Annotated in this window: 23 protein-coding genes; 10 read left to right on the top strand and 13 right to left on the bottom strand. The window is 68.4% G+C overall.

Annotated features, from left to right (window positions below; all coding sequences use genetic code 11):
- Positions 1-532 precede the first annotated feature (532 nt).
- Positions 533-793: a 30S ribosomal protein S20 gene (gene rpsT, locus E2E27_RS17665; protein ID WP_141461414.1), complete on the bottom strand. Its 261-nt coding sequence runs from the start codon at positions 791-793 to the stop codon at positions 533-535.
- A 151-nt stretch (positions 794-944) separates the two neighbouring features.
- The gene (gene mutM, locus E2E27_RS17660; RefSeq protein ID WP_141461412.1) at positions 945-1,760 is read right to left on the bottom strand and encodes a bifunctional DNA-formamidopyrimidine glycosylase/DNA-(apurinic or apyrimidinic site) lyase; all 816 of its coding nucleotides are present in this window, start codon (positions 1,758-1,760) and stop codon (positions 945-947) included.
- Between the two features lie 71 nt (positions 1,761-1,831).
- On the opposite strand from mutM, the gene E2E27_RS17655 reads away from it, so the two are divergent.
- The 5 genes from E2E27_RS17655 to dut all read left to right on the top strand — a co-directional run bounded on the left by E2E27_RS17655 (position 1,832) and on the right by dut (position 7,509).
- A complete protein-coding gene (locus E2E27_RS17655) occupies positions 1,832-2,587 on the top strand; it encodes a class I SAM-dependent methyltransferase (protein ID WP_141461410.1) in 756 nt (251 codons plus the stop codon).
- Between the two features lie 7 nt (positions 2,588-2,594).
- Positions 2,595-4,151 (top strand): 2-polyprenylphenol 6-hydroxylase, encoded by a 1,557-nt coding sequence (gene ubiB, locus E2E27_RS17650; protein ID WP_141461408.1) that lies wholly within the window; start codon positions 2,595-2,597, stop codon positions 4,149-4,151.
- A complete protein-coding gene (locus E2E27_RS17645) occupies positions 4,148-5,269 on the top strand; it encodes a hypothetical protein (protein WP_141461406.1) in 1,122 nt (373 codons plus the stop codon). The genes ubiB and E2E27_RS17645 overlap by 4 nt, the downstream gene beginning before the upstream one ends.
- Positions 5,270-5,353: 84 nt before the next feature.
- Positions 5,354-7,054, top strand: a complete 1,701-nt coding sequence (locus E2E27_RS17640) for a bifunctional phosphopantothenoylcysteine decarboxylase/phosphopantothenate synthase (RefSeq protein ID WP_141461404.1) — start codon at positions 5,354-5,356, stop codon at positions 7,052-7,054.
- Positions 7,051-7,509, top strand: coding sequence for a dUTP diphosphatase (gene dut / locus E2E27_RS17635; RefSeq protein ID WP_141461402.1), 459 nt, complete (start codon positions 7,051-7,053; stop codon positions 7,507-7,509). Before E2E27_RS17640 ends, dut begins: the two co-directional genes overlap by 4 nt.
- A 16-nt stretch (positions 7,510-7,525) precedes the next feature.
- Here the strand turns inward: dut and E2E27_RS17630 are convergent, their stop codons facing one another.
- The 5 genes from E2E27_RS17630 to secB all read right to left on the bottom strand — a co-directional run bounded on the left by E2E27_RS17630 (position 7,526) and on the right by secB (position 11,988).
- Positions 7,526-7,906 (bottom strand): energy transducer TonB, encoded by a 381-nt coding sequence (locus E2E27_RS17630; protein ID WP_141461400.1) that lies wholly within the window; start codon positions 7,904-7,906, stop codon positions 7,526-7,528.
- A 105-nt stretch (positions 7,907-8,011) separates the two neighbouring features.
- Positions 8,012-8,662 carry a DUF4136 domain-containing protein gene (locus tag E2E27_RS17625; protein WP_234036117.1) on the bottom strand — a complete coding sequence of 217 codons (651 nt, stop codon included), beginning with the start codon at positions 8,660-8,662 and terminating at the stop codon, positions 8,012-8,014.
- A gap of 151 nt (positions 8,663-8,813) precedes the next feature.
- Positions 8,814-9,830, bottom strand: a complete 1,017-nt coding sequence (gene trpS, locus E2E27_RS17620; protein ID WP_141461396.1) for a tryptophan--tRNA ligase — start codon at positions 9,828-9,830, stop codon at positions 8,814-8,816.
- Positions 9,831-9,848: 18 nt separating this feature from the next.
- Positions 9,849-11,414 carry a murein biosynthesis integral membrane protein MurJ gene (gene murJ / locus E2E27_RS17615; protein ID WP_141461394.1) on the bottom strand — a complete coding sequence of 522 codons (1,566 nt, stop codon included), beginning with the start codon at positions 11,412-11,414 and terminating at the stop codon, positions 9,849-9,851.
- A 28-nt stretch (positions 11,415-11,442) separates the two neighbouring features.
- A complete protein-coding gene (gene secB / locus E2E27_RS17610; RefSeq protein WP_141461392.1) occupies positions 11,443-11,988 on the bottom strand; it encodes a protein-export chaperone SecB in 546 nt (181 codons plus the stop codon).
- A 276-nt stretch (positions 11,989-12,264) separates the two neighbouring features.
- On the opposite strand from secB, the gene E2E27_RS17605 reads away from it, so the two are divergent.
- The 4 genes from E2E27_RS17605 (at position 12,265) to E2E27_RS17590 (ending at position 16,956) form a co-directional block, all read left to right on the top strand.
- Positions 12,265-12,918 (top strand): Tim44/TimA family putative adaptor protein, encoded by a 654-nt coding sequence (locus tag E2E27_RS17605; RefSeq protein WP_181443674.1) that lies wholly within the window; start codon positions 12,265-12,267, stop codon positions 12,916-12,918.
- A gap of 72 nt (positions 12,919-12,990) precedes the next feature.
- Positions 12,991-14,199: a murein transglycosylase A gene (gene mltA, locus E2E27_RS17600; protein WP_141461388.1), complete on the top strand. Its 1,209-nt coding sequence runs from the start codon at positions 12,991-12,993 to the stop codon at positions 14,197-14,199.
- A complete protein-coding gene (locus E2E27_RS17595) occupies positions 14,196-14,777 on the top strand; it encodes a Smr/MutS family protein (RefSeq protein WP_141461386.1) in 582 nt (193 codons plus the stop codon). The genes mltA and E2E27_RS17595 overlap by 4 nt, the downstream gene beginning before the upstream one ends.
- A gap of 79 nt (positions 14,778-14,856) precedes the next feature.
- On the top strand, positions 14,857-16,956 hold the full coding sequence (locus E2E27_RS17590; RefSeq protein ID WP_141461384.1) for a S9 family peptidase: 2,100 nt from the start codon (positions 14,857-14,859) through the stop codon (positions 16,954-16,956).
- Here E2E27_RS17590 and E2E27_RS17585 read toward each other — a convergent pair.
- From E2E27_RS17585 to E2E27_RS17560, 6 genes are all read right to left on the bottom strand, one after another.
- The gene (locus E2E27_RS17585; protein WP_141461382.1) at positions 16,953-17,576 is read right to left on the bottom strand and encodes a riboflavin synthase; all 624 of its coding nucleotides are present in this window, start codon (positions 17,574-17,576) and stop codon (positions 16,953-16,955) included. The two genes, E2E27_RS17590 and E2E27_RS17585, sit on opposite strands and share 4 nt — an antisense overlap.
- A 127-nt stretch (positions 17,577-17,703) precedes the next feature.
- The gene (ribD, locus tag E2E27_RS17580; RefSeq protein ID WP_181443673.1) at positions 17,704-18,651 is read right to left on the bottom strand and encodes a bifunctional diaminohydroxyphosphoribosylaminopyrimidine deaminase/5-amino-6-(5-phosphoribosylamino)uracil reductase RibD; all 948 of its coding nucleotides are present in this window, start codon (positions 18,649-18,651) and stop codon (positions 17,704-17,706) included.
- A gap of 32 nt (positions 18,652-18,683) precedes the next feature.
- A complete protein-coding gene (locus E2E27_RS17575; protein WP_141461377.1) occupies positions 18,684-19,145 on the bottom strand; it encodes a hypothetical protein in 462 nt (153 codons plus the stop codon).
- Between the two features lie 211 nt (positions 19,146-19,356).
- Positions 19,357-20,091, bottom strand: coding sequence for a M48 family metallopeptidase (locus E2E27_RS17570; RefSeq protein ID WP_234036116.1), 735 nt, complete (start codon positions 20,089-20,091; stop codon positions 19,357-19,359).
- Positions 20,088-20,570 carry a YcgN family cysteine cluster protein gene (locus E2E27_RS17565; protein ID WP_141461373.1) on the bottom strand — a complete coding sequence of 161 codons (483 nt, stop codon included), beginning with the start codon at positions 20,568-20,570 and terminating at the stop codon, positions 20,088-20,090. The genes E2E27_RS17570 and E2E27_RS17565 overlap by 4 nt, the downstream gene beginning before the upstream one ends.
- A complete protein-coding gene (locus tag E2E27_RS17560) occupies positions 20,558-21,175 on the bottom strand; it encodes an SCO family protein (protein ID WP_141461371.1) in 618 nt (205 codons plus the stop codon). Before E2E27_RS17560 ends, E2E27_RS17565 begins: the two co-directional genes overlap by 13 nt.
- A gap of 98 nt (positions 21,176-21,273) precedes the next feature.
- Here E2E27_RS17560 and E2E27_RS17555 point away from each other — a divergent pair, with 98 nt between their 5' ends.
- Positions 21,274-21,897 carry an ankyrin repeat domain-containing protein gene (locus E2E27_RS17555; RefSeq protein WP_234036115.1) on the top strand — a complete coding sequence of 208 codons (624 nt, stop codon included), beginning with the start codon at positions 21,274-21,276 and terminating at the stop codon, positions 21,895-21,897.

Below are 21,897 nucleotides of genomic sequence, written 5' to 3'. Positions count from 1 at the left end.
CAGATGTTCATCGGCCTGGCGGCCACTTGCCCGCGCTTTATCGATTCTGCTGTCGATCCTGTGCACAACCTCATCCCCAATTCTTGCGACGCCCCGCGAGCACGCTGCCCGCAGACCGATTGTAACCCCAATGCGACAGGCACTGCCTTTCCCTTCCCCGGAATCGGCGATCCCGGGGAACCCCCCTGTCAGCCAGTTTGTAAGTGCCACCCGGACTGTCCCGCGCCGGATGGAGTTCCTGTAAAGAGCGCTGGCGGGCTTTGCGCAAGCGCGGACTTTTAAAAAAAGTGAAATAATCCTGTTGACTCGGCCCTGTGCCGCAGACTTGCATTCAAGTGTCTGAAATCACGGGAAATAGGCCGAATTTACCACGCGAATCGCGAGGAATCCTGACATTTGTGCGGGATAGGCTTGTCGCATTTGCCACAAAGCAATCGGGCCGCGCTTCGACAGCGCGGCCCGTTAGCGTGTTTAAGCCGGATCGGCCCGTAATCCTGCGTAACGCGCGATTACGGATCGCAGGCGAATCGGGTCAGAGCGTGGCGACTCGGCGCGTCAGGCGCGACATCTTGCGGGCCACGGTGTTCTTGTGCAGCACGCCGCGTGCAACGCCGCGGGCCATTTCCGGCTGGGCCGCCTTGAGCGCGGCAGCAGCGGCTTCCTTGTCACCGGCTTCGCAGGCCGATTCGACCTTCTTGATGAAGCTGCGGATGCGGCTGACGCGCGCGCCGTTGATGGCGGCGCGGTTGGCGTTGCGACGGATGCGCTTCTTGGCTTGCGGCGTATTGGCCATAATTCGTGTCTGTCTCGCGTTTGCTTCGGGCCGCTTGGCGCAGCCGGGAATTGGGTGACGGTTTGCTCGAAAAGGGCGAGCGGACGCAGGGCCCTACCGCCGGAAAGCAGCGCGCATAGTCAGAATGGGCCGCGAGGTCAACGATTCTCGCCTATTTCTGGCAGATCGGACAATACCACGTGCTGCGACCGCCTTGCGCGATGCGCTGGATGACCCCGCCATCGTCGCGGCGACAGGCCTGCCCCTCGCGCCCGTAGACATCGAAGCTGCTGGCGAAATAGCCCAATTCCCCGTCGGGCCGGGCATAGTCGCGCAAGGTCGATCCCCCGTCGCGGATCGAGGCTTCGAGCACCGCGACGATCGCGGGCACCAGCCGTTGCAGCTGCGGGCCCGTCACTCTGCCGGCGGGCTTGGTCGGGCGGATGCCGGCGCGCCACAGCGCCTCGCAGACATAGATGTTGCCGAGCCCCGCGACGATCCGCTGGTCGAGCAGGCACAGCTTGATCGACTGGGTCTTGCCCTTGAGCGCAGCCTTGAGATGCGCAGGGGTGAGCCCTGGCCCCAGCGGCTCCGGCCCGAGCGCGGCGAATTGCGGCCAGGCGTCGAGCGTGTCGCTTCCCACCAGATCGACCGAGCCGAAGCGCCGCGGGTCGCACAGGGCAAAGCGGTGCGCGGCGGTCTCCAGCACCAGATGATCGTGGATGTCGGCCACCTCGGGATCGATCCGCCAGCGCCCGCTCATGCCCAAATGGAAGATCATCGTCGACCCCCGGTCGAGATGCAGCAGCCCATATTTGGCGCGGCGCGACAGGGCGCTCACCGTCGCGCCGGTCATCACCTGCACCAGATCGGCGGGGAAGGGGCGGCGCAGGTCGGGCCGGTTGATCTGCACGCGCGTGATCCGCTCGCCCTCGAGGAAGGCGGCAAGACCGCGCACGGTCGTCTCGACCTCGGGCAGCTCAGGCATTGCAAACTTCGCACATGGGTTGCCCTCTATCACCCTTTGCCAAAGGGGCAATTCCCTCTAGGGAACGCCGCATGACCCAAAGCACCGACGACACCGTCTCCTTCGGCTTCGAAGATGTCACGCCCGAGGAAAAGACCCGCCGCGTGGGTGAGGTTTTCTCCAGCGTCGCGAAGAAATACGACATCATGAACGACGCGATGAGCTTCGGCATGCATCGCGGGTGGAAGGACCGCTTCGTCCGGCGGGTGAAGCCGCAGCCGGGGGAGAACATCCTCGACATGGCGGGCGGCACCGGCGACATCGCCTTCCGCATGGCCGATCGCGGGGCGAACGTCACCGTCGCCGACATCAATCAGGAAATGCTCGACGTCGGGGCCGAACGGGCGATGGAGCGTGACGAGGCGGAAGGGGCGGGCAGCCTCGTCTTCTCGCACCAGAACGCCGAGGAGGTCAGCTTCGCCGCCAACACCTTCGATGCCTACACCATCGTCTTCGGCATCCGGAACGTCACCTTCAAGGACAAGGCGCTGGCCGAGGCCTACCGTGTGCTACGGCCCGGCGGGCGGTTCTTCTGCATGGAATTCTCGGTCACCGACTGGTCGGGTTTCCGCGAGATCTACGACCTTTATTCGATGCACATCATGCCGCGCATGGGGCAGGTGATCGCGGGCGATGCGGACAGCTATCGCTATCTGGCCGAATCGATCCGCAAGTTCCCGCGCGCACCCGAGTTCGAAAGCATGATCCGCGCGGCCGGGTTCGTGAACACCAAGGCGGAGATCATTCTCGGCGGTGCGGTGGCGATCCATTCGGGGTGGAAGATCTGACCCTGTGATGAGCTCGGTGACGCATCTTTCCCGCCTCGCCCGCTGGGGCGTGACGCTTGCCCGCAGGCGCGCGCTGGTGGGGATCGAGAATGATCCCAACGCGCCCGCGACGGTGCGCCAGCTCGTGCGGCTGGCGCGCCTCGCCACGCTGACGGGCAAGGGCGGCGCGCGCGACTATGCGGGCGCCTTCCGCGCGATCGGCCCGGCGGCGATCAAGCTGGGGCAGAGCCTCGCCACCCGCCCCGATCTGGTGGGCGAGGAAGCGGCGATGAACCTGCTGTCCTTGCAGGATTCACTCCCGCCCGTGCCCTTCGCACAGATCAGGGCGGCGATCGAATCGAGCTTCGGCCAGCCGCTCGAAAACCTGTTCAGCGAAATCGACCCCGAGCCGGTCGGCGCGGCGAGCATCGCGCAGGTCCACAAGGGCGTCACCACCGATGGCCGCAAGGTCGCGATCAAGGTGCTGCGGCCCGGCATCCGCGAGAAATTCGCGCGCGACATCCAGACCTATGAATGGGCCGCCGCCCATGTCGAGCAGATGGGCGGGGAGTTTCAGCGCCTGCGTCCGCGCCTCACCATCGCCAATTTCAAGCGCTGGACCAATTCCGAACTCGATTTGCGGCGCGAAGCCGCTTCGGCCAGCGAGCTCGCGGAACAGATGGCGGGCGTGCCCGGCTACCGCATCCCCGATGTCGACTGGGACCGCACCAATGGCCGGGTGATGACGATCGAGTGGATCGACGGAATCAAGATCAGCCGGGTCGACGAGTTGCGCGCGCGCGGGCACGATCTCGCCGAGATTTCCGAGCGGCTGGTGATCAGCTTCCTGACGCAGGCGATCAGCGCGGGCTTCTTCCATGCCGACATGCACCAGGGCAACCTGTTCGTGGAGGACGACGGCACCATCGTCGCGATCGATTTCGGGATCATGGGCCGGATCGACCGCCGCGCGCGGCAATGGCTGGCCGAAATTCTCTACGGGCTGACCACCGGCAACTACCAGCGCGTCGCAGAAATCCATTTCGAGGCGCAATATGTGCCGAGCTATCACTCGGTCGGCGAATTCGCGACCGCCTTGCGCGCGGTGGGCGAGCCGATGCGCGGCAAGCCGGTGAAGGAACTCTCCGTTGGCCAGATGCTCGACGGTCTGTTCGCGATCACCCGCGATTTCGACATGCAGACCCAGCCGCACCTGCTGCTGTTGCAGAAGACGATGGTGATGGTCGAGGGGATCGCCACGCAGCTCAATCCCGATATCAATATGTGGGACACCGCTGCGCCCTATGTGCGCGAGTGGATCCGTGACGAGCTGGGGCCGGAAGCCGCGCTCGCCGACCGCTTGAAGCAGGATACCGAAACCCTGCTGCGCCTCCCCGGCCTGATCCGGCGCGTGGAGGAAATGTTCCCGCCCAAGGGCGGCGCGCCCGAACCGCCGCCGCTGCCCGAGATCGTGCTGATCACCGACAAGCGCGAAGGGAGCGGGCTGCTGGGTCACCTGCTCCTCGGCGCGCTGGCGGGCGGGGCCGCGGTGTGGGGCGCGCTGGCGCTCGGCTGGATCGGATGAACCTCTCAACCGGCGGCGCGACGCTGCTGGACCGGTGGGAGGCGCTCGGCCGCCCGTTAACGCATCTGCCGCGCCGGGCTGCGGTGCTGATGCTGGCGCTGCTGGGCGCCGCGATGGCGTGGGCTGCGGCCATCCAATCGCCTGCTGAAAGCCCCGCGCCGCGGGCGGCGATTTCTGCCCCGCAATCCGCATCGGCCGATCGGCCTCCGAAGGGCGACATGGCGCTCTACGCCCGGATCGGCGCACGGGTTGCGGCGGGCGAGGGCTATTACTCCGCCGCCCTCGGCGAGCAGCGCGCAAGCGGCTATCCCACCCGCCCCTTCGTTACCGTGCGTCTGCCGACACTTGCGTGGCTGCAAGCGTTGCTGGGACCTGTGGGCCTTCGTCTTGCATCGCTCGGTCTTGTCGCCGGGTGCCTCTGGGGCTTGTGGCATCGCCGGGACGCGATCGGGCATGGGGCCGAACGGCTGGCGGCAAGCCTTCTCCTGCTGCTCGGCGGAGGCGCGGCGCTTTCGCCCGTCGCAGTCTATGACCACGACTTCATCGCCGGCCTGCTGCTGAGCCTCGCCATGTTGTCCTATCGCCCGGACCGCTGGTGGCCCGCGCTGCTTGCCGTTGCGGCCGCTCTGGCGGTGCGCGAACTGGCGGCGCCCTTCGCCGTGCTGTGGCTCGCCTTTGCCCTCGCCGGACGCCGCTGGCGTGAGGCTGTGGCAATCGCCGCGCTGCTGACGGCTTTGGCCCTCGGCCTGATGTGTCACGCGGCTGCCATCGAGGCCGCACGGGCTCCCGGCGATCTGACCTCGCAAGGCTGGAGCGCCATGGCCGGATATGGCCTTGCCCTGTCCGGGGTGAGCGATCTGACCGGCCTCCGGTTCATGCCGCCCGGTGTGGCAGCATCGCTCGCGATCCTGCCGCTGCTGGGGTGGGCCGCACCGGGCGGGCGGTTGGGGCTGTTTGCGCTGTTGTGGTTCACTGGCCTTGCGACGATGATCGCGCTGTTCGCCCGGCCGGAGAATTTCTACTGGGTCGAACTGGCGCTTCCCGCCTATGGCATCGGGCTGGCGTTCGCCCCGCGCGCGCTTTACGAGTTGGTGCTCCGTGCTTTTGTGCGGAACTAAAGGCAAAGTTAACCAAGCTTTGCGATGGAAGCAGCCTCGACTATGGCTGACATCCGAAAAGGCGGCGCGAGAGGCAGTGGCATTATGAGCAAACAGGAGGCGAAACCGGGCAAAGCGCCCCGCATCCTGCTGGTCGTGGGTGGCGGGATCGCCGCCTACAAGGCCTGCGAACTGGTGCGCCTTGCCCGCAAGGGCGGGGCCGAAGTGACGTGTGTGCTGACCAAGGGCGGTCAGCAATTCGTCACCCCGCTCTCGCTCGCCGCGCTCAGCGAGAATCAGGTTTACACCAACCTCTTCGACCTCAAGAACGAGGCCGAGATGGGGCATATCCAGCTCAGCCGCGAGGCCGATCTGGTGGTGGTCTGCCCGGCGACCGCCGATCTCGTCGCCAAGATGGCGAACGGCATCGCCGACGATCTCGCCACCACGCTGATCCTCGCCACCGACAAGCCGGTGATGGCCGTGCCCGCGATGAATGTGCGGATGTGGGAGCACGTGGCGACCCGGCGCAACATCGCCACGCTGAAGGCGGCGGGCGTCACCGTGCTGCACCCGGACGAAGGCCCGATGGCCTGCGGCGAATTCGGCTATGGCCGCCTACCCGAGCCCGAGGCGATCTGGCGCGAAGTCGCAAGTGCCCTCGGCCTCGCGGTGCCCGAGCCTGCGCTTGCGCCCCCCGCCGCCCCGGCTCCCGCGCGCCTGCCTGCGCCCGAGATCGAGGTCGAGGCGCTCGAACCCGAGGAAGAGGACGACGGCAGCGCCGCCATGCCCGAAGGCGGTCTTGGCGGGTTCCTGTCGCGCCTCATCCCGCGTTCCACCGCCAAGCGCACGCATGAAGAGATCGAGGCCGAGTTCGAGGAACTGCCCGAGCCCGAGGACCTGCCGCTTCCCGAAGAGGAACCCGCGCCCGACTTCGCGCCCGATCTGGGCGGGCCGCTGCTGGCGCGCAAGGGTGCCGCTTCGGCAGCGCCGCCGATCGATGCCGGGGCGATCAACCACATGGTCGATCCGCGCAAGGCCCCGCCCGAATTTCTCGCCCCTGAAGTGCCCGAAGAGATCGAGGCCGATCTGGGCGAAGTGCCCGATGGCGATGCCTTGGGGGTCGATGCGGGCCATCGTCCGCTCGCCGGGCGGCACGTGCTGGTTACAGCCGGGCCGACCTGGGAGGCGATCGATCCGGTGCGCTACATCGCCAACCGTTCGAGCGGGAAGCAGGGCTTCGCCATCGCCGCCGCCGCCGCTGCGCTGGGGGCCGAGGTGACGCTGGTGGCCGGGCCGGTGGCATTGAAAACTCCGCTCGGCGTCAACCGCATCGATGTCGAAAGCGCCAACGACATGGCGCAGGCGGTGCGGCAGGCGCTGCCCGCCGATGTCGCGGTAATGGTGGCTGCCGTGGCGGACTGGCGTCCGCGCGAATATCGCAACCGCAAGGTCAAGAAGCGCGAATCCGCGCCCCCGGCGCTGATGCTGACCGAGAATCCCGACATCCTCACCAACCTCTCGGTCGGGGTGAACCGGCCCGGCCTGCTGATCGGCTTCGCCGCCGAAACCGACAAGGTGATCGAAAACGCCAAGGCCAAGCGCAAGCGCAAGGGCGCAGACTGGATCATCGCCAATGATGTCAGCGGCCCCCTCGGGTCGGGCGTGATGGGCGGGGACCGCAACCGCGTGACGATCATCAGCGCGGACGGGATCGAAACGCTCGAGGAAATGCCCAAGGCCGCGGTCGCGATGGCGCTGGTCGAGCGCATCGCGGCAGCGCTCCACGCCGAGGCGGCGGAATGAGCCCATCGGTGAAGGTCGCGGTCAAGCGCCTGCCGCACGGCGCAGGCCTGCCGCTGCCGGCCTATGCCACGGCGGGTGCCGCCGGGATGGACGTGGTCAGCGCCGAGGACGTGACGCTCGCTCCGGGCGCGCGCCATGCGGTCGCCACGGGCCTCGCGCTGGCGATTCCCGAAGGCTACGAAATTCAGGTGCGCCCGCGATCGGGGTTGGCGCTGAAGCACGGCATCACCGTGCCCAACACCCCCGGCACGATCGACAGCGACTATCGTGGCGAACTGAAGGTGATCCTGATCAACTTGGGCACCGAGCCTTTCGTCATCGCGCGCGGCGACCGTGTGGCGCAGTTGGTGCTCGCCCCCGTGGTGCAGGCCGCGTGGGACGAGGTCGAGGAACTCGACACGACATCGCGCGGCGAGGGCGGCTTCGGCTCGACCGGGGGCCATGCGAAGCTCTGACAGGTAATAGATCGCCTCAGCCCGCGGGGCTTTCGGTCTCTGGCGGTGCGTCGGGGATTTTCCAGGCGATGCGCGATTCCCAGCGCCCTTCGACCGGCTTGCCGTCATCGTCGCGCGCGGGCTCGAACCGCGCGCGCCGGGTCAAAAATTCGCAAGACTCGCGGTCGAGCCGCGGATCGCCGCTGGTTTCGAGGATCGTGCATGCCGTGACCCGGCCCTGCGGCGACACCGTCACCGCGAACCGCACCGTCCCTTCGCCGCCGCAGCCGTGATACGGACACTGCGGCCAATAGGACGACACCCACTGCTCCGGCGCACGCGGCACGGGGTCGCTCCCGGCCAGCGCGGGGGCAGCGAGGCCCAGGCCAAGCAGGGCGATGGCTAAACGGGCGGTCATGGGCGCAGCATACCCCCGTCCGGCGCAACAAAAAAGGCGGCGCCGATCCCCTGGCGCCGCCTCTCTGTTCCCGTCCAAGGGACTCTTGTCTTGTGGCCTACACCATCAATCGGTCGGGCGCACGGTATTTTCGCCATCGTCGCGAATCGTGATGCGCACTGTCTCGCCCGAATTGCCGGGGAAGTCGGTGAACAGCGCGTCGACGAGGTTCGGCACGAGGCGCGGCAGGCGGTTCGAGCGCGACACGGCTTCGGCCTTGCCTTCGAACAGGCGCTGGCCATCCGCGCGGCGGTCGATCTTCAGGTCCACTTCGCTGGTGTAGACGGTGTAGCTGCGCACGTCCGGCCCGCCGAAGAACGGATCGTTGAACCCGTAACCCCAGGCACCGAAGCCGCCGCCCCAGCCGCCCCACCGGCCCCAAGGACTGAAGGCACCGCCGACGCCGGGCGTGCTGCGCACCCGCTCACGCCCGTTATCGACATCGTAATCGAAGCGCACCAGCATGTCCGCCGTCTCGGGCGAGGCGGCGCGGGTGTAGCCCAGCTGCTGCATCTCGGCGGCGACGGCGTTGGCATAGGTGGCAAATTCGAGCCCGCCGGCCAGTTTGGGATCTTCCGGCACGACCGCGAATGTCTGTCCCTGCGGCGCGGGCAGAGGCACGGCAAAGCGCGACACATCCGCCTTGAACGGTGTGGCGCAGGCGGACAGCCCGAGTGCGAGCGCCAGCGGCAACGCAACGCGGGCAAGAGGCTTCATCGAGTTCATCTTCGGCAACATGGCACAACCCTTGTCTGGAGGCCATTGCATAGGGGGCACGGCCTTTACCCGAGACAGTATATGACCCGCGAATGAACTGGAATTGAATATTCGTCGTGCCCGCGCGTCGCTTCACCGGAGGCCGGTGGCGTCAGTGCCGCACCAGCCCCAGCGCCTTGTAGGCCGCGTCCAGCGTCGGCGTGCCGCGTTCGCGCGCCTTGGCAGCGCCGCGGGCGAGAATTGCGTCGAGCGCTTCGGTGTCGTCCTTCAGCGCCACGAATCGGTCGCGGATCGGGCCGAGCTTGGTGACCAGCAAGTCGGCCAGCGCCGGCTTGAAGGCGCCGAAACCCTGTCCGCCATATTGCGCCAGCACCGCCGCCACCGGCTCGCCCGACAATGCGGCGTAGATGCCCACGAGGTTCTTCGCCTCGGCCCGTTCGGCAAGGCCCGCTTCCTCCGAGGGCAGCGGCTCGGGGTCGGTCTTCGCCTTCTTGACCTTCTGCGCCATGGTGTCGGCGTCGTCGGCGAGGTTGATGCGGCTCATGTCGGAGGGGTCGGACTTCGACATCTTGGCGCTGCCATCGCGCAGGGACATGATCCGCGCGGCCTCTGCCGGGATGATCGGTTCGGGCAGGGTGAAGACCGGCGCTTCTTCGCTGGCGAAGTCGTTGTTGAACTTTTGCGCTATGTCGCGGGCAAGCTCGAGATGCTGCTTCTGATCCTCGCCCACCGGCACGTGGGTGGTCTGGTAGAGCAGCACGTCGGCGGCCTGCAGCACCGGGTAGGTGAACAGCGCGACCGATTGCCCCTCGCGGTTCTTGCCGGCCTTGTCCTTCCACTGGGTCATGCGATTGAGCCAGCCCATCCGGGCGGTGCCGTTGAGGAGCCATTGCAGCTCGGCGTGCTGGGGCACCTGCGCCTGGTTGAACAGCACCGAACGGTCGGGGTCTATCCCGCAGGCGACCAGCGCCGCGGTCATCTCCAGCGTTGCGGCCTTGAGCCCCGCCGGATCGTGCGGCTGCGACAGGGCGTGCAGGTCGGCGAGGAAGAACAGCGCCTCGGAACCCGGTTCCAGCGAATCCTGCATCGCCGCCCAGTTGCGGATCGCGCCCAGGTAATTGCCGAGGTGGAGATTGCCGGTGGGCTGGATGCCGGAGACGACGCGCATGATGTTCCCGTGAATGGCTTAAGGCTGGCGGCGCAATAGGCGCTGGACCGTCGCCTTGTCGAGCACTCCGAGCAGCACGGTGCCCGCGCCATAGGTGACGAAGCTCACGCCAAGGATCGCGCCGATCGCGGCAAGGCGGGTGAGGAAGGGGCCATCGAGCCACGGCGTGATCGCCTGCATCAGCCCCCACAGCGCCGCGCCCATCGCGCCCGAGGCGAGCGCAATCCGCCCGATCCGCTCCAGCACGCGCGGCGGCAGGCGGAAATAGCCGCGCCGGGCGAGGATGATGCCCAGCAGTGCGATATTGACCCAAGCCCCGATCGCCCCCGCCAATGCGAGGCCGACGACACCCAGCACCGGCACCAGCACGATGTTGAGGCCGACGGTGACCACCAGCGACCCTGCGGCGGTGTAGACCGGCGTCTTGGTATCGGCACGGGCGAAGAAATTGGGGGTCAGCACCTTCACCAGCACATAGGCGGGCAGGCCGACGACCAGCGCGGAGGTGACCATCCCGGTGGTCTGCGCATCCTCGGCGGTGAAGGCCTGTCCTTCCATGAAGGCCTTCACGAAGGCAAAACCGGTCACGAACAGCGCCACCGCGCAGGGCAGGGTCAGCAGCATCGCCAGCTCGACCGCATTGGCCTGCAGGCGCACCGCTTCCTCGTCCTCGGCCCTGGCGATGTAGCGCGACAGTGCGGGGAGGATCGCGGTGCCCAGCGCGATGCCGATGATGCCCAGCGGCAACTGGTTCCAGCGGTCGGCCATCGCCATGTAGGTGAGGCTCCCGTCGGGCAGTCCGCGGATGAAGGCGAGGTCGATGAAGCGGCTGATCTGATAGACCCCGGCGCCGAATACGGCGGGGACGATCAGCACCCCCATCTGCTTCACCTCGGCGGTGATACGCGGCATGGCGCGCGGAATACGGAAGCCTGCACGGCGCATGAACCAGTAGAGCCACAGCAATTGCAGCAGCCCGCTGACCGACACCGCGATGGCAAGGCCCATGCCGGTCGCCGCGCGGGTCGCCTCGCCCGCGGGTTGCAGCGCGCCCCAGACGAGCGCGGTCAGCAGGCAGATGTTGAGCAGGATCGGCGCGGCGGCAGCGGCGGCAAAGCGCGACAGTGAATTGAGGATCGCCGCCACCAGCGTCGCAAGGCTCATGAACATCAGGTAGGGAAAGGCGATCCGCCCCATGGTGACCGCAAGGTCATAGGTCGCCGCATCGCCGCGCAGCTTTTCGTTGGCGAAGGCCCACAGCACCCACGGCATCGCCACCATCATCACCGCGCCGAACAATACGAGGATCGGCAGCAGCACCGCCAGCACCTCGCCGGCAAAGCGCTTTGCGGCGTTTTCGTCGGCGGCCATGTGGCGGTTGAACAGCGGCACGAAGGCCGAGGCGAAAGCCCCCTCGGCGAACAGGCGGCGGAACAGGTTGGGCAGCTGGAACGCCAGCTGCCACGCATCCGCCACCCCGCCCGCGCCCAGCACCCGCGCGAGCAGGATGTCGCGCGCGAAACCGAACAGGCGACTGACAGCGGTCAGCCCGCCGATGGTGCCGACGTTCTTGAGCAGGCTCATCGCTCAGGCCCCGGGCCGGGCGTGCGGATCAGGCGTTGCCGGTGACGGGCTTGACCGGCTCGCCGCCCGCGGCTTCCTCGGCCCGGCGCGCGGCGAGCTGCTGCGCGTAGATCCCGCCGAAATCGACCGGATCGACCAGCAGCGGCGGGAAGCCCGCATCGCGCACCGCATCGGCGACCACGCGGCGGGCGAAGGGGAACAGAAGGCGCGGCGCTTCGGCATAGAGGAAGGCGTGGGCCTGATCCTCGGGCACGTTGCGCATCCCCACCAGCCCGCAATAGGCCAGATCAATCACGTAGATCGTGCCGCGCTGCGAAGCGGCGGTGAGCGTCAGCTTCAGCGTCACCTCGTGCACGTCCTGCCCGGCAGATTCGGCCCCGATGTTGAACTGCACGTCGATCTGCGGCGGCTCGGGCCACTGGAAGGAATCGGGCGCATGGGGGTTCTCGACCGAAAGATCCTTCACATACTGCGTGATCAGGCCGACCGCAGGCATGGTATCGGCGCCGTTGGGCTGCGGCGTATCGGCGTTCTGATTGTCGAGATTGGTGAGGACGCCTTCTTCATCGGCCATGGTGCTGGGTGTCTTTCGCAAGGTTGCTGGATTAAGGGTAACGGATCATGCGCCCGGTGCATCGCGGCAGGTGCACAGCGCTTGCGCGAGCGCCTAGCAGGGGCGCGCAGCCGCCGCAACTGCGCCCGCATCGCTCGGCCCGTCGCGTCAGACCCGCAACGGAACCTATGCGGCGTTGTCGAATTGTAATCGGGCCCCATTTAAGGCAGGGTGGCATCCTTGGACAAAGGTGCGCCGTAGCTTTGCCCCTCTCCATTGTTCGAAGATCGGATTGGTATAGTGCCCGAAATCATCATCCTCGCCATGGTCGCCGCATTCCTCGGCCTGCGCCTCTATTCGGTGCTGGGCCGCCGGGCGGAGCAGGAAGAGGAGCCCGTGCCGCAGCGCTTCGAATCGGAAGACAAGCCGCCGGTGCGTACAGCGCCTATGCCCGCCCCGGTCGCGCCGCCGCGCATGGTCGAGCTTGAAGGCGTGATGCCTGCGGTCGAACGCGCGCTGCGCGAAATCGCGGCGGCGGACAGCCAGTTCAACCTCGCCCAGTTCCTCGACGGGGCGAAGGGCGCCTACCGGATGATCCTCGAAGCCTTCTGGAGCGGCGACCGCGAGACCCTGCGCGATCTGTGCGACAGCGATGTCTATGCCGGGTTCACCGCCGCGATCGATGCGCGCGAGGCGGCGGGCGAGACGCTCGCCAATTCGCTGATCCGGATCGAGGAAGTGCGCATCCATTCCGCCTCGCTCGACGGTCGCACCGCGCGCATCGCGCTGCTGTTCGTGGCCGATATCGCCGCCGTGACCCGCGACAAGGATGGCAATGTCATCGCCGGATCGCTCGACGATGCGATCGAGAGCCGCGATGTGTGGACCTTCTCGCGCAACACCACCTCGCGCGATCCCAACTGGGTGCTCGACGAAACCGACGAAGGTTAAGTTACGGGGGTTAAGTCACCGGGCTGAGGCACGCGGGGTCGGCAGGGCCTGCCTGCAAGGGAGAGTAGAACCATGCGCGCGGTGATTGCTGTCTCCCTGCTTCTGGCGCTGGGAGCCTGTGGCCGGATCATCCCCGAAGGCAGCGTTCCGCCGCCTGTCACCACCCCGCCGCCGGTTCTGACGCCGCCGCCAGCACCGGTTGGTGCCAATGCGCTGCTGACGGGCGTGGCGCTCGGCCCCGCCTTCGCTGGGCTCGGCATCAACGATGTCGACGCGCGCGGCGCGCTGGCGAGCTTCATCGAATCCTGCCCCAAGCTGCTGACGCGCGACGATGCCAGCGGGCTGACCCGTCGCGAGGACTGGCGCAGCGCCTGCGACGCCGCACGCTCGGCTTCGCCCGCGCGCGCCCGCGAATTCTTCGCCGAACATTTCACCCCGGTGCAGGTCGGCGACGGCACGGCCTTCGCCACCGGCTATTTCGAGCCCGAGATTGCCGGCAGCCGCACCCGCAGGCCCGGTTACGAAGTGCCGGTCTATGCGATGCCCGCCGATCTCGTGCGCGGCTGGCCCGACGATGTGCCTGCATCCGAGCGCACCGGCCGCCCGCCGCTGGGCCGCTATGACGAGCGGGGCCGCTTCGTGCTCTACCACGATCGCGCCGCGATCGAGGACGGGGCGCTTATGGGCCGCGTGCCGGTGATCGCCTGGGCGGCCGATCCGGTCGAGTTCTTCTTCCTCCAGATTCAGGGCTCGGGCCGCCTGCGGACGCCCGAGGGCGACGTGATCCGCATCGGCTATGCCGGGCAGAACGGGCGCGAATATGTCGGCATCGGCAGCGTGATGCGCGAGCGCGGTCTGCTCGGCAGCGGGCCGGGGCAATATTCGGGATCGATGCAGGGGATCATGGCCTATATCCGCGAGAACCCCGTGGAAGGCCGCGATCTGATGCGGCTCAACAAGAGCTGGATCTTCTTCAAGGAATTGACCGGGGATGGCCCGCTGGGCGCATTGGGCGTGCCGGTGCGGCGGGAGTCGTCGGTCGCGGCGGACCCGGCCTTCGTGCCGCTGGGCGCACCGGTGTGGCTCGATCTCGACCGGCCCGAGGCGGACGGGCTGTGGATCGCGCAGGACACCGGCGGGGCGATCAAGGGCGCGAACCGCTTCGACACCTTCTGGGGCGCGGGCGAGGAGGCACGCCGGATCGCGGGCGGGATGAGCGGGCGCGGGCGCGCGCTGGTGCTGATCCCGCGCACCGCCGCCGCGCGGCTTGCCGGGCGATGAAGCCGCCGCGCGGGCTGACCGCGGGTGAGCAGGCAGCCTGGGCGCATCTGGCCTCGAGCGTGAAGCCGCTGCCGGGCAGGAAGCGTCCTGCGCCGCCTGCCCCGATCAAAGCTCCCCCTGCCGAACCGGCCAAGCCCGCGCCAGCCCCTCCGGGCAAGTTCGTCAAACCTGCCAAGCCCGCTCCCAGAGCACCTGCCGCCAAACCTTCGCCCGCCGCGCCGCCGCCGCCCGCTCCGGGTCTCGATTCGCACTGGGACCGGCGGATGAAGGCCGGAAGGCTCGACCCCGATCTGACGCTCGACCTGCATGGCCACACGCTCGACACCGCCTACGACCGGATCATGACCGCGCTCGATCAGGCCCGGGCGATGCAGGCGCGGGTGGTGCTGGTGGTGGCGGGGCGCGAACGGCCCGTCGATCCCGCCGACCGCATGGTGAGGCGCGGGGCGATCCGCGCCAAGCTGCTCGATTGGCTCGCCGCCAGCCGCCATGCCGATGCGATCTCCGCCGTGCGCCGCGCGCATATCCGCCACGGCGGCGAGGGCGCGCTCTACCTCATCCTCAAGCGGCGCGGCTGAAACCGGCGCTTGGCGAGTGACGCCGGGGCGGCTAGCCTTGCCGCCATTGTCATTCCCTGCCTGACGGGAGCCCTGCCTGATGAAAGCCTCCTCATTCGCTCTCGCAGCCGCCAGCCTGCTGCTGACCGCCGCCCCCGCACTGGCGCAGGACGCCCCTGCTGAGGCCGCGGCGACCGCCCCGGCAGGCCCGGAAACCCGCTTCACCGCGCGCGACCTGTTCGACCTGTCGATGGCGAGCGATCCGCAGATCAGTCCCGATGGCAGCCGCATCGCCTATGTGCGGGTCGCCAACGACATCATGACCGACCGCGCGCGCCGTTCGATCTGGCTGGTCGACACCCGCACCGGGGAGCAGGTGCCGCTGGCGGGCACCACGGGCGAGGGCGATGCCTTCACCCCGCGCTGGTCGCCCGACGGGACGCGCCTTGCCTATGTCTCGACTGTGGCCGGGGGCGCGCAGCTGTGGGTCAAATGGCTCAAGGGTGGCGAGGCGGTGCGGCTGACGGGCCTGCCCACCAGCCCCTCGGGCATCACCTGGTCGCCCGATGGCACGCAGATCGCTTACTCCATGCTGGTCGCCGCCGACGGCCCGAAGCTCGGCAAGGCTCCTGATGGCAAGCCCGAAGGCGCGAAGTGGGCCGAGCCGCTCGAGGTCTACGATCTGCTCGCCTACCGCGCGGACGGGGCGGGGTATCTGAAGCCCGGCTTCGAGAAGCTGTTCGTGATCCCCGCCACCGGCGGCGCGCCGCGCCAGCTGACCTTCGGCGACTATCACGACGGCGGCACCCTCGCCTTCTCGCGCGATGGCAGGGCGCTCTATTTCGGCGCGAACCGCAAGGCGGACTGGCAGAGCGATCCGGTCGAAAGCGAGATCCACGCGCTCGACATCGCTAGCGGGCGGGTAACGGCGCTCACCAGCCGCGACGGCCCCGATCACGACCCGGCGGTCTCGCCCGATGGCAAGCTGATCGCCTTCCTCGGTTTCGACGATGCGGGCCGCGCCTACGAGAATGACGATCTTTACGTCATGAGCTCTGACGGAAGCGGCCTGCGCAATCTGACCGCCAGCTGGGACTACAGCCCCGCAGGCGTGGTGTGGGATGCCGATGGCACCGCGCTCTATGCCCAATACGACATCGGCGGGGAAACGCGGGTGGCGCGGATCGGGCTCGACGGGCGCATCCGCGATGTCGCCGAGGGGCTCTCCGGCGGCGGGCTCGACCGGCCTTACACCGGCGGCAGCTTCTCGGTCGCGGGCAATGATGCGCTGGCCTTCACCGGCGGCGCGCCGACCCTGCCAGCCGAACTGATGCTGGCGGCAGGCGGCAAGACCCGCACGCTCACCGACCTCAACGCCTCCCTGAAAGCGGTCAAGACAATGGGCGAGGTGCGCAAGATCACCGCCACCTCCAGCTTCGACGGGCTCCCCATCGAGGGCTGGCTGACCCTGCCGCCCGGCTACACGCCGGGCAAGCGGGTGCCGCTGATCCTCGAGATCCACGGCGGGCCTTTCGCCGCCTACGGTCCGCATTTCGCCAGCGACAACCAGCTCTATGCCGCCGCCGGATACGCCGTGCTCTCGGCCAACCCGCGCGGGTCGACCTCCTACGGCGAGGACTTCGCCAACCGGATCGACAAGGCCTATCCCGGTAACGACTACGACGATCTCATCAGCATCGTCGATGCTGCGATTGCCGAGGGCGTGGCCGATCCGGAGGCCCTGTTCGTCACCGGCGGATCGGGCGGCGGGGTGCTGACCAGCTGGATCGTCGGCAAGACCGACCGCTTGAAGGCGGCGGTCACCCAGAAGCCGGTGATCAACTGGACGACGCAGGTGCTCACCGCCGACAACCCTGCCTTCTTCGGGCGCTACTGGCTGGGCGCGCAGCCCTGGGAGAACCCGGAGCTTTACTGGAAGCTCTCCCCCCTTTCGCTGGTCGGCAATGTCACCACGCCGACGCTGGTGGTGGTCGGGTCGGAGGACTACCGCACGCCCGTCAGCGAGGCGGAGCAGTATTACACCGCGCTCCGGCTGCGCGGGGTGCCGACCGCGCTGGTCAAGGTGCCCGGCGCAAGCCACGGCGGGATCGCTGCGCGGCCTTCGCAAAGCGCGGCCAAGGCGGCGGCGGTGCTGGCGTGGTTCGAGCGCTACAAGGCAGGCGCGCCGACCGCGCCCTAACGCATCGCCGCGAGGCTCTGCATCCGCTTGAGATAGCGTGCCAGCACGTCGATCTCGAGGTTTACCCGGTCGCCCACCGCCAGCGCGCCCAGCGTGGTGACGGCGGCGGTGTGGGGGATGATATTGAGCAGGAAGTCGCACGCCCCGTCGGTCCGGTCGCGCACGTCGTTGACCGTCAGCGACACGCCGTTGACCGTGATCGAGCCCTTCTCGGCGATGAAGGGCGCCATCTCTGCCCGTGCGCGGATCGCGACCTGCCAGCTGTCGCCGCTCTGCGCCACCTTCACCACTTCGCCCACCGAATCGACATGCCCGGTGACGATGTGCCCGCCCAGCTCGTCGCCCAGCCGCAGCGAGGGTTCGAGGTTGAGCTGCGCGCCTGCGTTCCACATCCCCGGCACGGTGCGGCTGACGGTCTCGCCCGACAGGTCGACATCGAACCACGCCGCGCCCGGCTCTCCGCCACGCTCGACCACGGTCAGGCACACACCCGAGCAGGCGATCGAGGCGCCGATGTCGATCCGCGCAGGGTCGAGCGGAGCGGTGATGCGCAGGCGCAGATCGCCGCGCTGCTCGGCGGCGGCGATGGTGCCGATGGCGGTGACGATGCCGGTGAACATTTCGCTGCTGGCTCCTGATCTCCTCCCCCTTGAGGGGGAGGCCGGGTGGGGGTGTTCGGCGGTTGATAGGGCATGGAACACCCACCCCCAACCCCTCCCTCAAGGGAGGGGGGAAGAAGGTGTGTCATCACACCCGCAGATAGGCGGCGAAACTGTCGCTGCCAAGCTGGCGGCGCTCGGCGCACTGCCAGCGACCATGCGCCTCGCCGAGCGTGCCGAGCCCCAGCGGCCCGAGCGCGCGCAGGCCGTCGCCGATCAGTATCGGGGCGGTGTAGAGGTGGAGTGCATCCACCAGATCGGCGGCGAGAAAGGCGGCAGCGGTCGCCGCGCCGCCTTCGACATAGAGGTATTGCACCCCCTCCAGATCGGCGATGGCCTCGGGCGCGGGGAGGGCGGTGACGCCCTGCGCCGGGTCGTTGCCGCGCGTCAGCGCCACCCGCCGGGGCGAGCGCGCCTCCAGCCCCGGCAGGCGCACATCGAGCCGGGGCGCATCCGCCCGCCATGTCCCCCCGCCCACGAGGATCGCATCGTGCCGCGCACGGTGGGCATGGACATGGGCGCGCGCCGCATCGCCCGTGATCCACTGGCTGCTGCCGTCGGCAAGCGCGATGCAGCCATCGAGCGACATCGCCAGCTTGAGCGTCACCCACGGGCGGCCAAGGCTCTGGCGGGTGAGGAAGCCCGCAAGGCTCGCCGCCGAGGCCGCGTCGTCGAGCAGCGTCACGGCAATCCCCGCCGCCTCCAGCCGGGCGATGCCCTTGCCCGCAGTCCGCGGGTCGGGGTCGCGCTGGCCCACCACCACCCGCGCCGGACGCGCGGCGACAATCAGATCGGCGCAGGCGGGGCCGCGCGGCGAGGTGTGGGCGCAGGGTTCGAGCGTGACGTAGAGCGTCGCCCCGGCCAGTTGCTCCGGAGAGAGGCCCGCTAGCGCCTGCGCCTCGGCATGGGGTCGCCCGCCGGCCTGCGTCCAGCCGCGCGCGATCACCCGGCCATCGCGCACCACCAGCGCGGCAACGCCCGGATTGGGGCGGCTCGCCGGACGCGCGCGCGCAGCGAGGCGCGCTGTGGCGGCGATCCAGTCGTGATCGGATGGCGGCAGAGCGATGGCTATTGGGGCGAGCCTTCGCCCGGACGCGTCGCGGCGGCAACCTCGGCCTTGCCATCCTCGGCCCTGGCGGCTTCGGCCTTGCGTTCGGCCTCGGCCTTGGCCTCGATCGCCTCGACATCCATCCCGCTCGCCGCGCCCAGCGCCTTGTACAGGTCGCGCTTGCGCTCGGCGATGCGGGCTTGCTCGGCCTTGCGCAGCTCGTTGATTTCCTGATTGGCGCGGTTTTCCGCCGCGATCTCGGCGTCAGTGCGATTGGGGTCGAGCGTGGTGATGTATTCGATCGTTGGCCGCTCGGGCTCGGCATAGACGGTGGTGCCCGTCGCCCCCCAGTAGAGCGCGAGCGCGACCGGCAGGATCGACAGGCCGAGAATCGGCCAGCGGTGGGGGTTGGGCCGCCGGATCTCGTTCCAGAAATCGGCAAAGCCGCCAACGGGGTTGAAGCGGGACGGGAGGATGCGCATGGCCCCATTATAGGGTGCGCGGGGGCTTATGGCAAAGGGTGCGCCGCATCCCGCGCCGCGCCGTGTTGGAGACACATGAGACACTGTCTAAGACTAAAACTCCGGCCCGCACCACGCTCTCTGCCAAAGCCGCTGCGGGGCGGGGGAAGAGGAGGCGGGGCGCAAGCATCGCTGCCATGCCTGCACAATTCGGGGTGAGTAGGAAAGCGCTCTAGCCGAAGCTCGCGTAAAGCCCGCGCCCGTGTTCCTTCAGCCACAGGTCGGCCGCCGCGATTTCGCCTTCGAAGATGCGCGCCAGCAGCGCGTGGAAGGCGGGGGAGTGGTCGAAGTGGACAAGATGCGCGACCTCGTGCGCGACCACCGAACGGCGGACGAAATCGGGCGCCTGCACCAGCCGCCAGTTGATGCGGATGCGGCTCTTGTCCGAGCACGATCCCCAGCGGCGCTGCGCACGGGTCAGCCCGATCGGGACGGGATCGAGCCCGGCGACGGCGCAGTAGTCACGCATGTCGGCCTCGGCCAGCGCCAGCGCCTCGGCCTCGAGCCAGCGCTTGAGCCGCGCCTCCAGCCCGCTTTCGGGGCCGCCGATGCGCAGCGCGTCCTCGATCATCGCCGGGCGGCGCGGGTGCCGCGCGGCCCAGTCCAGCCGCAGCATCCGCCCGCGATAGCGCACCTCGCCCCCCGGCGCGGGCGCGGTGCGCGGCGGCAGCTTGGCGAGCTGCTGCGCCAGCCACTGCTCGCGCGAATGGGCAAAGGCGATCGCCTCGCGGCCCTCGGCCCAGGCGGGCATGGTGATCCGCACTTCCGACCCGTCGGGCGCGAGTCGCAGCGTCAGCCGCCGCGCCGAACGCAGCCGCTTGAGCACGATCGGCACGCGCGTGCCGCCGAGGTCAATTTCGGGATCGAGCGCCTTTCTGGCCGAGGCTCCGCGCAGCCAGTCGATCACGTTTCGGCTTCCTCGGCATCGCGCTGCCAGTCCGCGCGGGGTGCGGGCCATTCGGTGACGTGATGCTCCATCGGCCCGGCATCGACCTCGCTCACCACCCGCCCGACGATCGAAACGCCCGCGCGGCGCACCGCGTCGCGGTCTCCCGAGAGGAGGTAATGCCAGGCGGGCAAGGGCTCCCCGTCGGCGCGCAGGCGGTAGGCGCAGGTTGGCGGCAGCCAGCTGACCTGCTCGACGATGCGCAGCGTCAGCCGCAGGCAATCGGGGACGAAGGCCTTGCGATTGCGATAGTCGCTGCACTGCGCCGTGCGGGTGTCGAGCAACCGGCAGGCAATGTTGGTGTCGACCACCTCGCCGGTGTCCTCGTCCTCCAGCTTGTGCAGACAGCAGCGCCCGCAGCCATCGCACAGCGCCTCCCACTCGGCCCGGCTGAGATCGCCGAGCGGCAGTTCCCAGAAGCGGTCTCTCAGTTCACCCATCGCGCCAGTTCCGCCGCGACCGCTTCGCCGCCCTTGTCGGTCGGCAGCGTGGCGATCGGCTCGCCATCGGGGCCGAACAGGTAGGTGACGGTGCTGTGATCGACGAGATAGCCCCCGCCTTCGACCGGCTCGCCCTTGCCGTAGCTCACCGCAAAGGCCTTGGCGGTGGCGGCGATCTGTTCGGGCGTGCCGGTGAGGCCGATGATGTCGGGGGAGAAGGCGGCGGCGAATTCGCCCACCACTTCGGGCGTGTCGCGCTCGGGATCGACGGTGATGAAGATCGGCACGATCCGGCCCGCCTTGGCCGGGTCGCTTTGCTTCAGCTGCTTCAACCCCTGCGCGACGCGCTGCATGTCGGTCGGGCAGATGTCGGGGCAGAAGGCATAGCCGAAATAGACGATCCGGTACTTGCCCGCAAAGTCGCTCCACTTCACCGTCTCGCCCGCGCTATTGGTCAGCGCGAAGTCGCCGCCGATTGCGGCGCCGGCCAGCGGTGGCTCCTGTGCGGGCGGGGCGCTGCCGCAGCCGGCAAGCGCCAGCGCACAGGCGGCGGCGAGGGCGAAAGCGGCGGGGCGGGCGGGGGAAGGGTTGTTGTTGCGGTTCATGCTCTGCTAACTGGTCACTTGTGAAAGGCGCTGCGGCTCAGCCTCGCGCGCCGTCCCACACGGCTGACGTGTGACAGGTAATGCGAAAGGATCAAACCTTGGCTCATGGTGTTTTGCGCAAATTAGGGGCTCTCGCCGCGATTGCCAGCACGTTCGCGCTCGCCGTCCCGGTGGCGGCGCAGTTCCAGTCGGAAGGCTACAAGTTCCTGGAAGCGGTCAAGGATCGTGACGGCAACGAGGCGACCGAGATGCTCGACCAGCCGGGCAGCCAGCTGATCAACACCCGCGACATCACCTCGGGCGACACCGGTCTGCATCTGGTGGTCGAGCGCGGCGATCTGTTGTGGGTTCGGTTTCTGCTGCAACGCGGGGCCGATCCGAACATCCGCAACAAGAAGGGCATCACCCCGCTCCAGCTCGCCACCGCGCGCGGCTTTACCGACGGGGTCGAGGAACTGATCAAGAAGGGCGCGCAGATCAATGTCTCCGACCAGACCGGCGAGACCCCGCTGATCGCCGCCGTCCATGCGCGCGACGTGGCGATGGTGCGGCTGCTGCTCGCCAAGGGTGCCGATCCCGACCGCAACGACAATTCCGGCCGTTCGGCGCGCGATTACATGGAACTGCAGAACGGCAACGCCCTGATGAAACAGGAATTCGCCAACGCCGATGCAAAACGCAGCGAAGCGGGAACCAAGAAAGACTACGGGCCTTCCTTCTGA

This window comes from Porphyrobacter sp. YT40, from assembly GCF_006542605.1.
Classification (GTDB): domain Bacteria; phylum Pseudomonadota; class Alphaproteobacteria; order Sphingomonadales; family Sphingomonadaceae; genus Erythrobacter.
This window is presented reverse-complemented; position numbering and strand designations above follow the sequence as displayed.

What these genes read in the sequence shown, in the direction of transcription:
- trpS (WP_141461396.1), bottom strand. Translation starts at nt 9,830, where the DNA reads ATGCGCGTCGTCTCCGGCATCCAGCCCACCGGCAATCTCCACCTCGGC.
- E2E27_RS17630 (WP_141461400.1), bottom strand. Translation starts at nt 7,906, where the DNA reads ATGACCGCCCGTTTAGCCATCGCCCTGCTTGGCCTGGGCCTCGCTGCC.
- E2E27_RS17595 (WP_141461386.1), top strand. Translation starts at nt 14,196, where the DNA reads ATGAAGCCGCCGCGCGGGCTGACCGCGGGTGAGCAGGCAGCCTGGGCG.
- mutM (WP_141461412.1), bottom strand. Translation starts at nt 1,760, where the DNA reads ATGCCTGAGCTGCCCGAGGTCGAGACGACCGTGCGCGGTCTTGCCGCC.
- E2E27_RS17565 (WP_141461373.1), bottom strand. Translation starts at nt 20,570, where the DNA reads ATGGGTGAACTGAGAGACCGCTTCTGGGAACTGCCGCTCGGCGATCTC.
- E2E27_RS17585 (WP_141461382.1), bottom strand. Translation starts at nt 17,576, where the DNA reads ATGTTCACCGGCATCGTCACCGCCATCGGCACCATCGCCGCCGCCGAG.
- E2E27_RS17575 (WP_141461377.1), bottom strand. Translation starts at nt 19,145, where the DNA reads ATGCGCATCCTCCCGTCCCGCTTCAACCCCGTTGGCGGCTTTGCCGAT.
- secB (WP_141461392.1), bottom strand. Translation starts at nt 11,988, where the DNA reads ATGGCCGATGAAGAAGGCGTCCTCACCAATCTCGACAATCAGAACGCC.
- E2E27_RS17590 (WP_141461384.1), top strand. Translation starts at nt 14,857, where the DNA reads ATGAAAGCCTCCTCATTCGCTCTCGCAGCCGCCAGCCTGCTGCTGACC.
- rpsT (WP_141461414.1), bottom strand. Translation starts at nt 793, where the DNA reads ATGGCCAATACGCCGCAAGCCAAGAAGCGCATCCGTCGCAACGCCAAC.
- E2E27_RS17640 (WP_141461404.1), top strand. Translation starts at nt 5,354, where the DNA reads ATGAGCAAACAGGAGGCGAAACCGGGCAAAGCGCCCCGCATCCTGCTG.
- E2E27_RS17645 (WP_141461406.1), top strand. Translation starts at nt 4,148, where the DNA reads ATGAACCTCTCAACCGGCGGCGCGACGCTGCTGGACCGGTGGGAGGCG.
- ubiB (WP_141461408.1), top strand. Translation starts at nt 2,595, where the DNA reads ATGAGCTCGGTGACGCATCTTTCCCGCCTCGCCCGCTGGGGCGTGACG.
- mltA (WP_141461388.1), top strand. Translation starts at nt 12,991, where the DNA reads ATGCGCGCGGTGATTGCTGTCTCCCTGCTTCTGGCGCTGGGAGCCTGT.
- dut (WP_141461402.1), top strand. Translation starts at nt 7,051, where the DNA reads ATGAGCCCATCGGTGAAGGTCGCGGTCAAGCGCCTGCCGCACGGCGCA.
- E2E27_RS17560 (WP_141461371.1), bottom strand. Translation starts at nt 21,175, where the DNA reads ATGAACCGCAACAACAACCCTTCCCCCGCCCGCCCCGCCGCTTTCGCC.
- E2E27_RS17655 (WP_141461410.1), top strand. Translation starts at nt 1,832, where the DNA reads ATGACCCAAAGCACCGACGACACCGTCTCCTTCGGCTTCGAAGATGTC.
- murJ (WP_141461394.1), bottom strand. Translation starts at nt 11,414, where the DNA reads ATGAGCCTGCTCAAGAACGTCGGCACCATCGGCGGGCTGACCGCTGTC.
- E2E27_RS17625 (WP_234036117.1), bottom strand. Translation starts at nt 8,662, where the DNA reads ATGAAGCCTCTTGCCCGCGTTGCGTTGCCGCTGGCGCTCGCACTCGGG.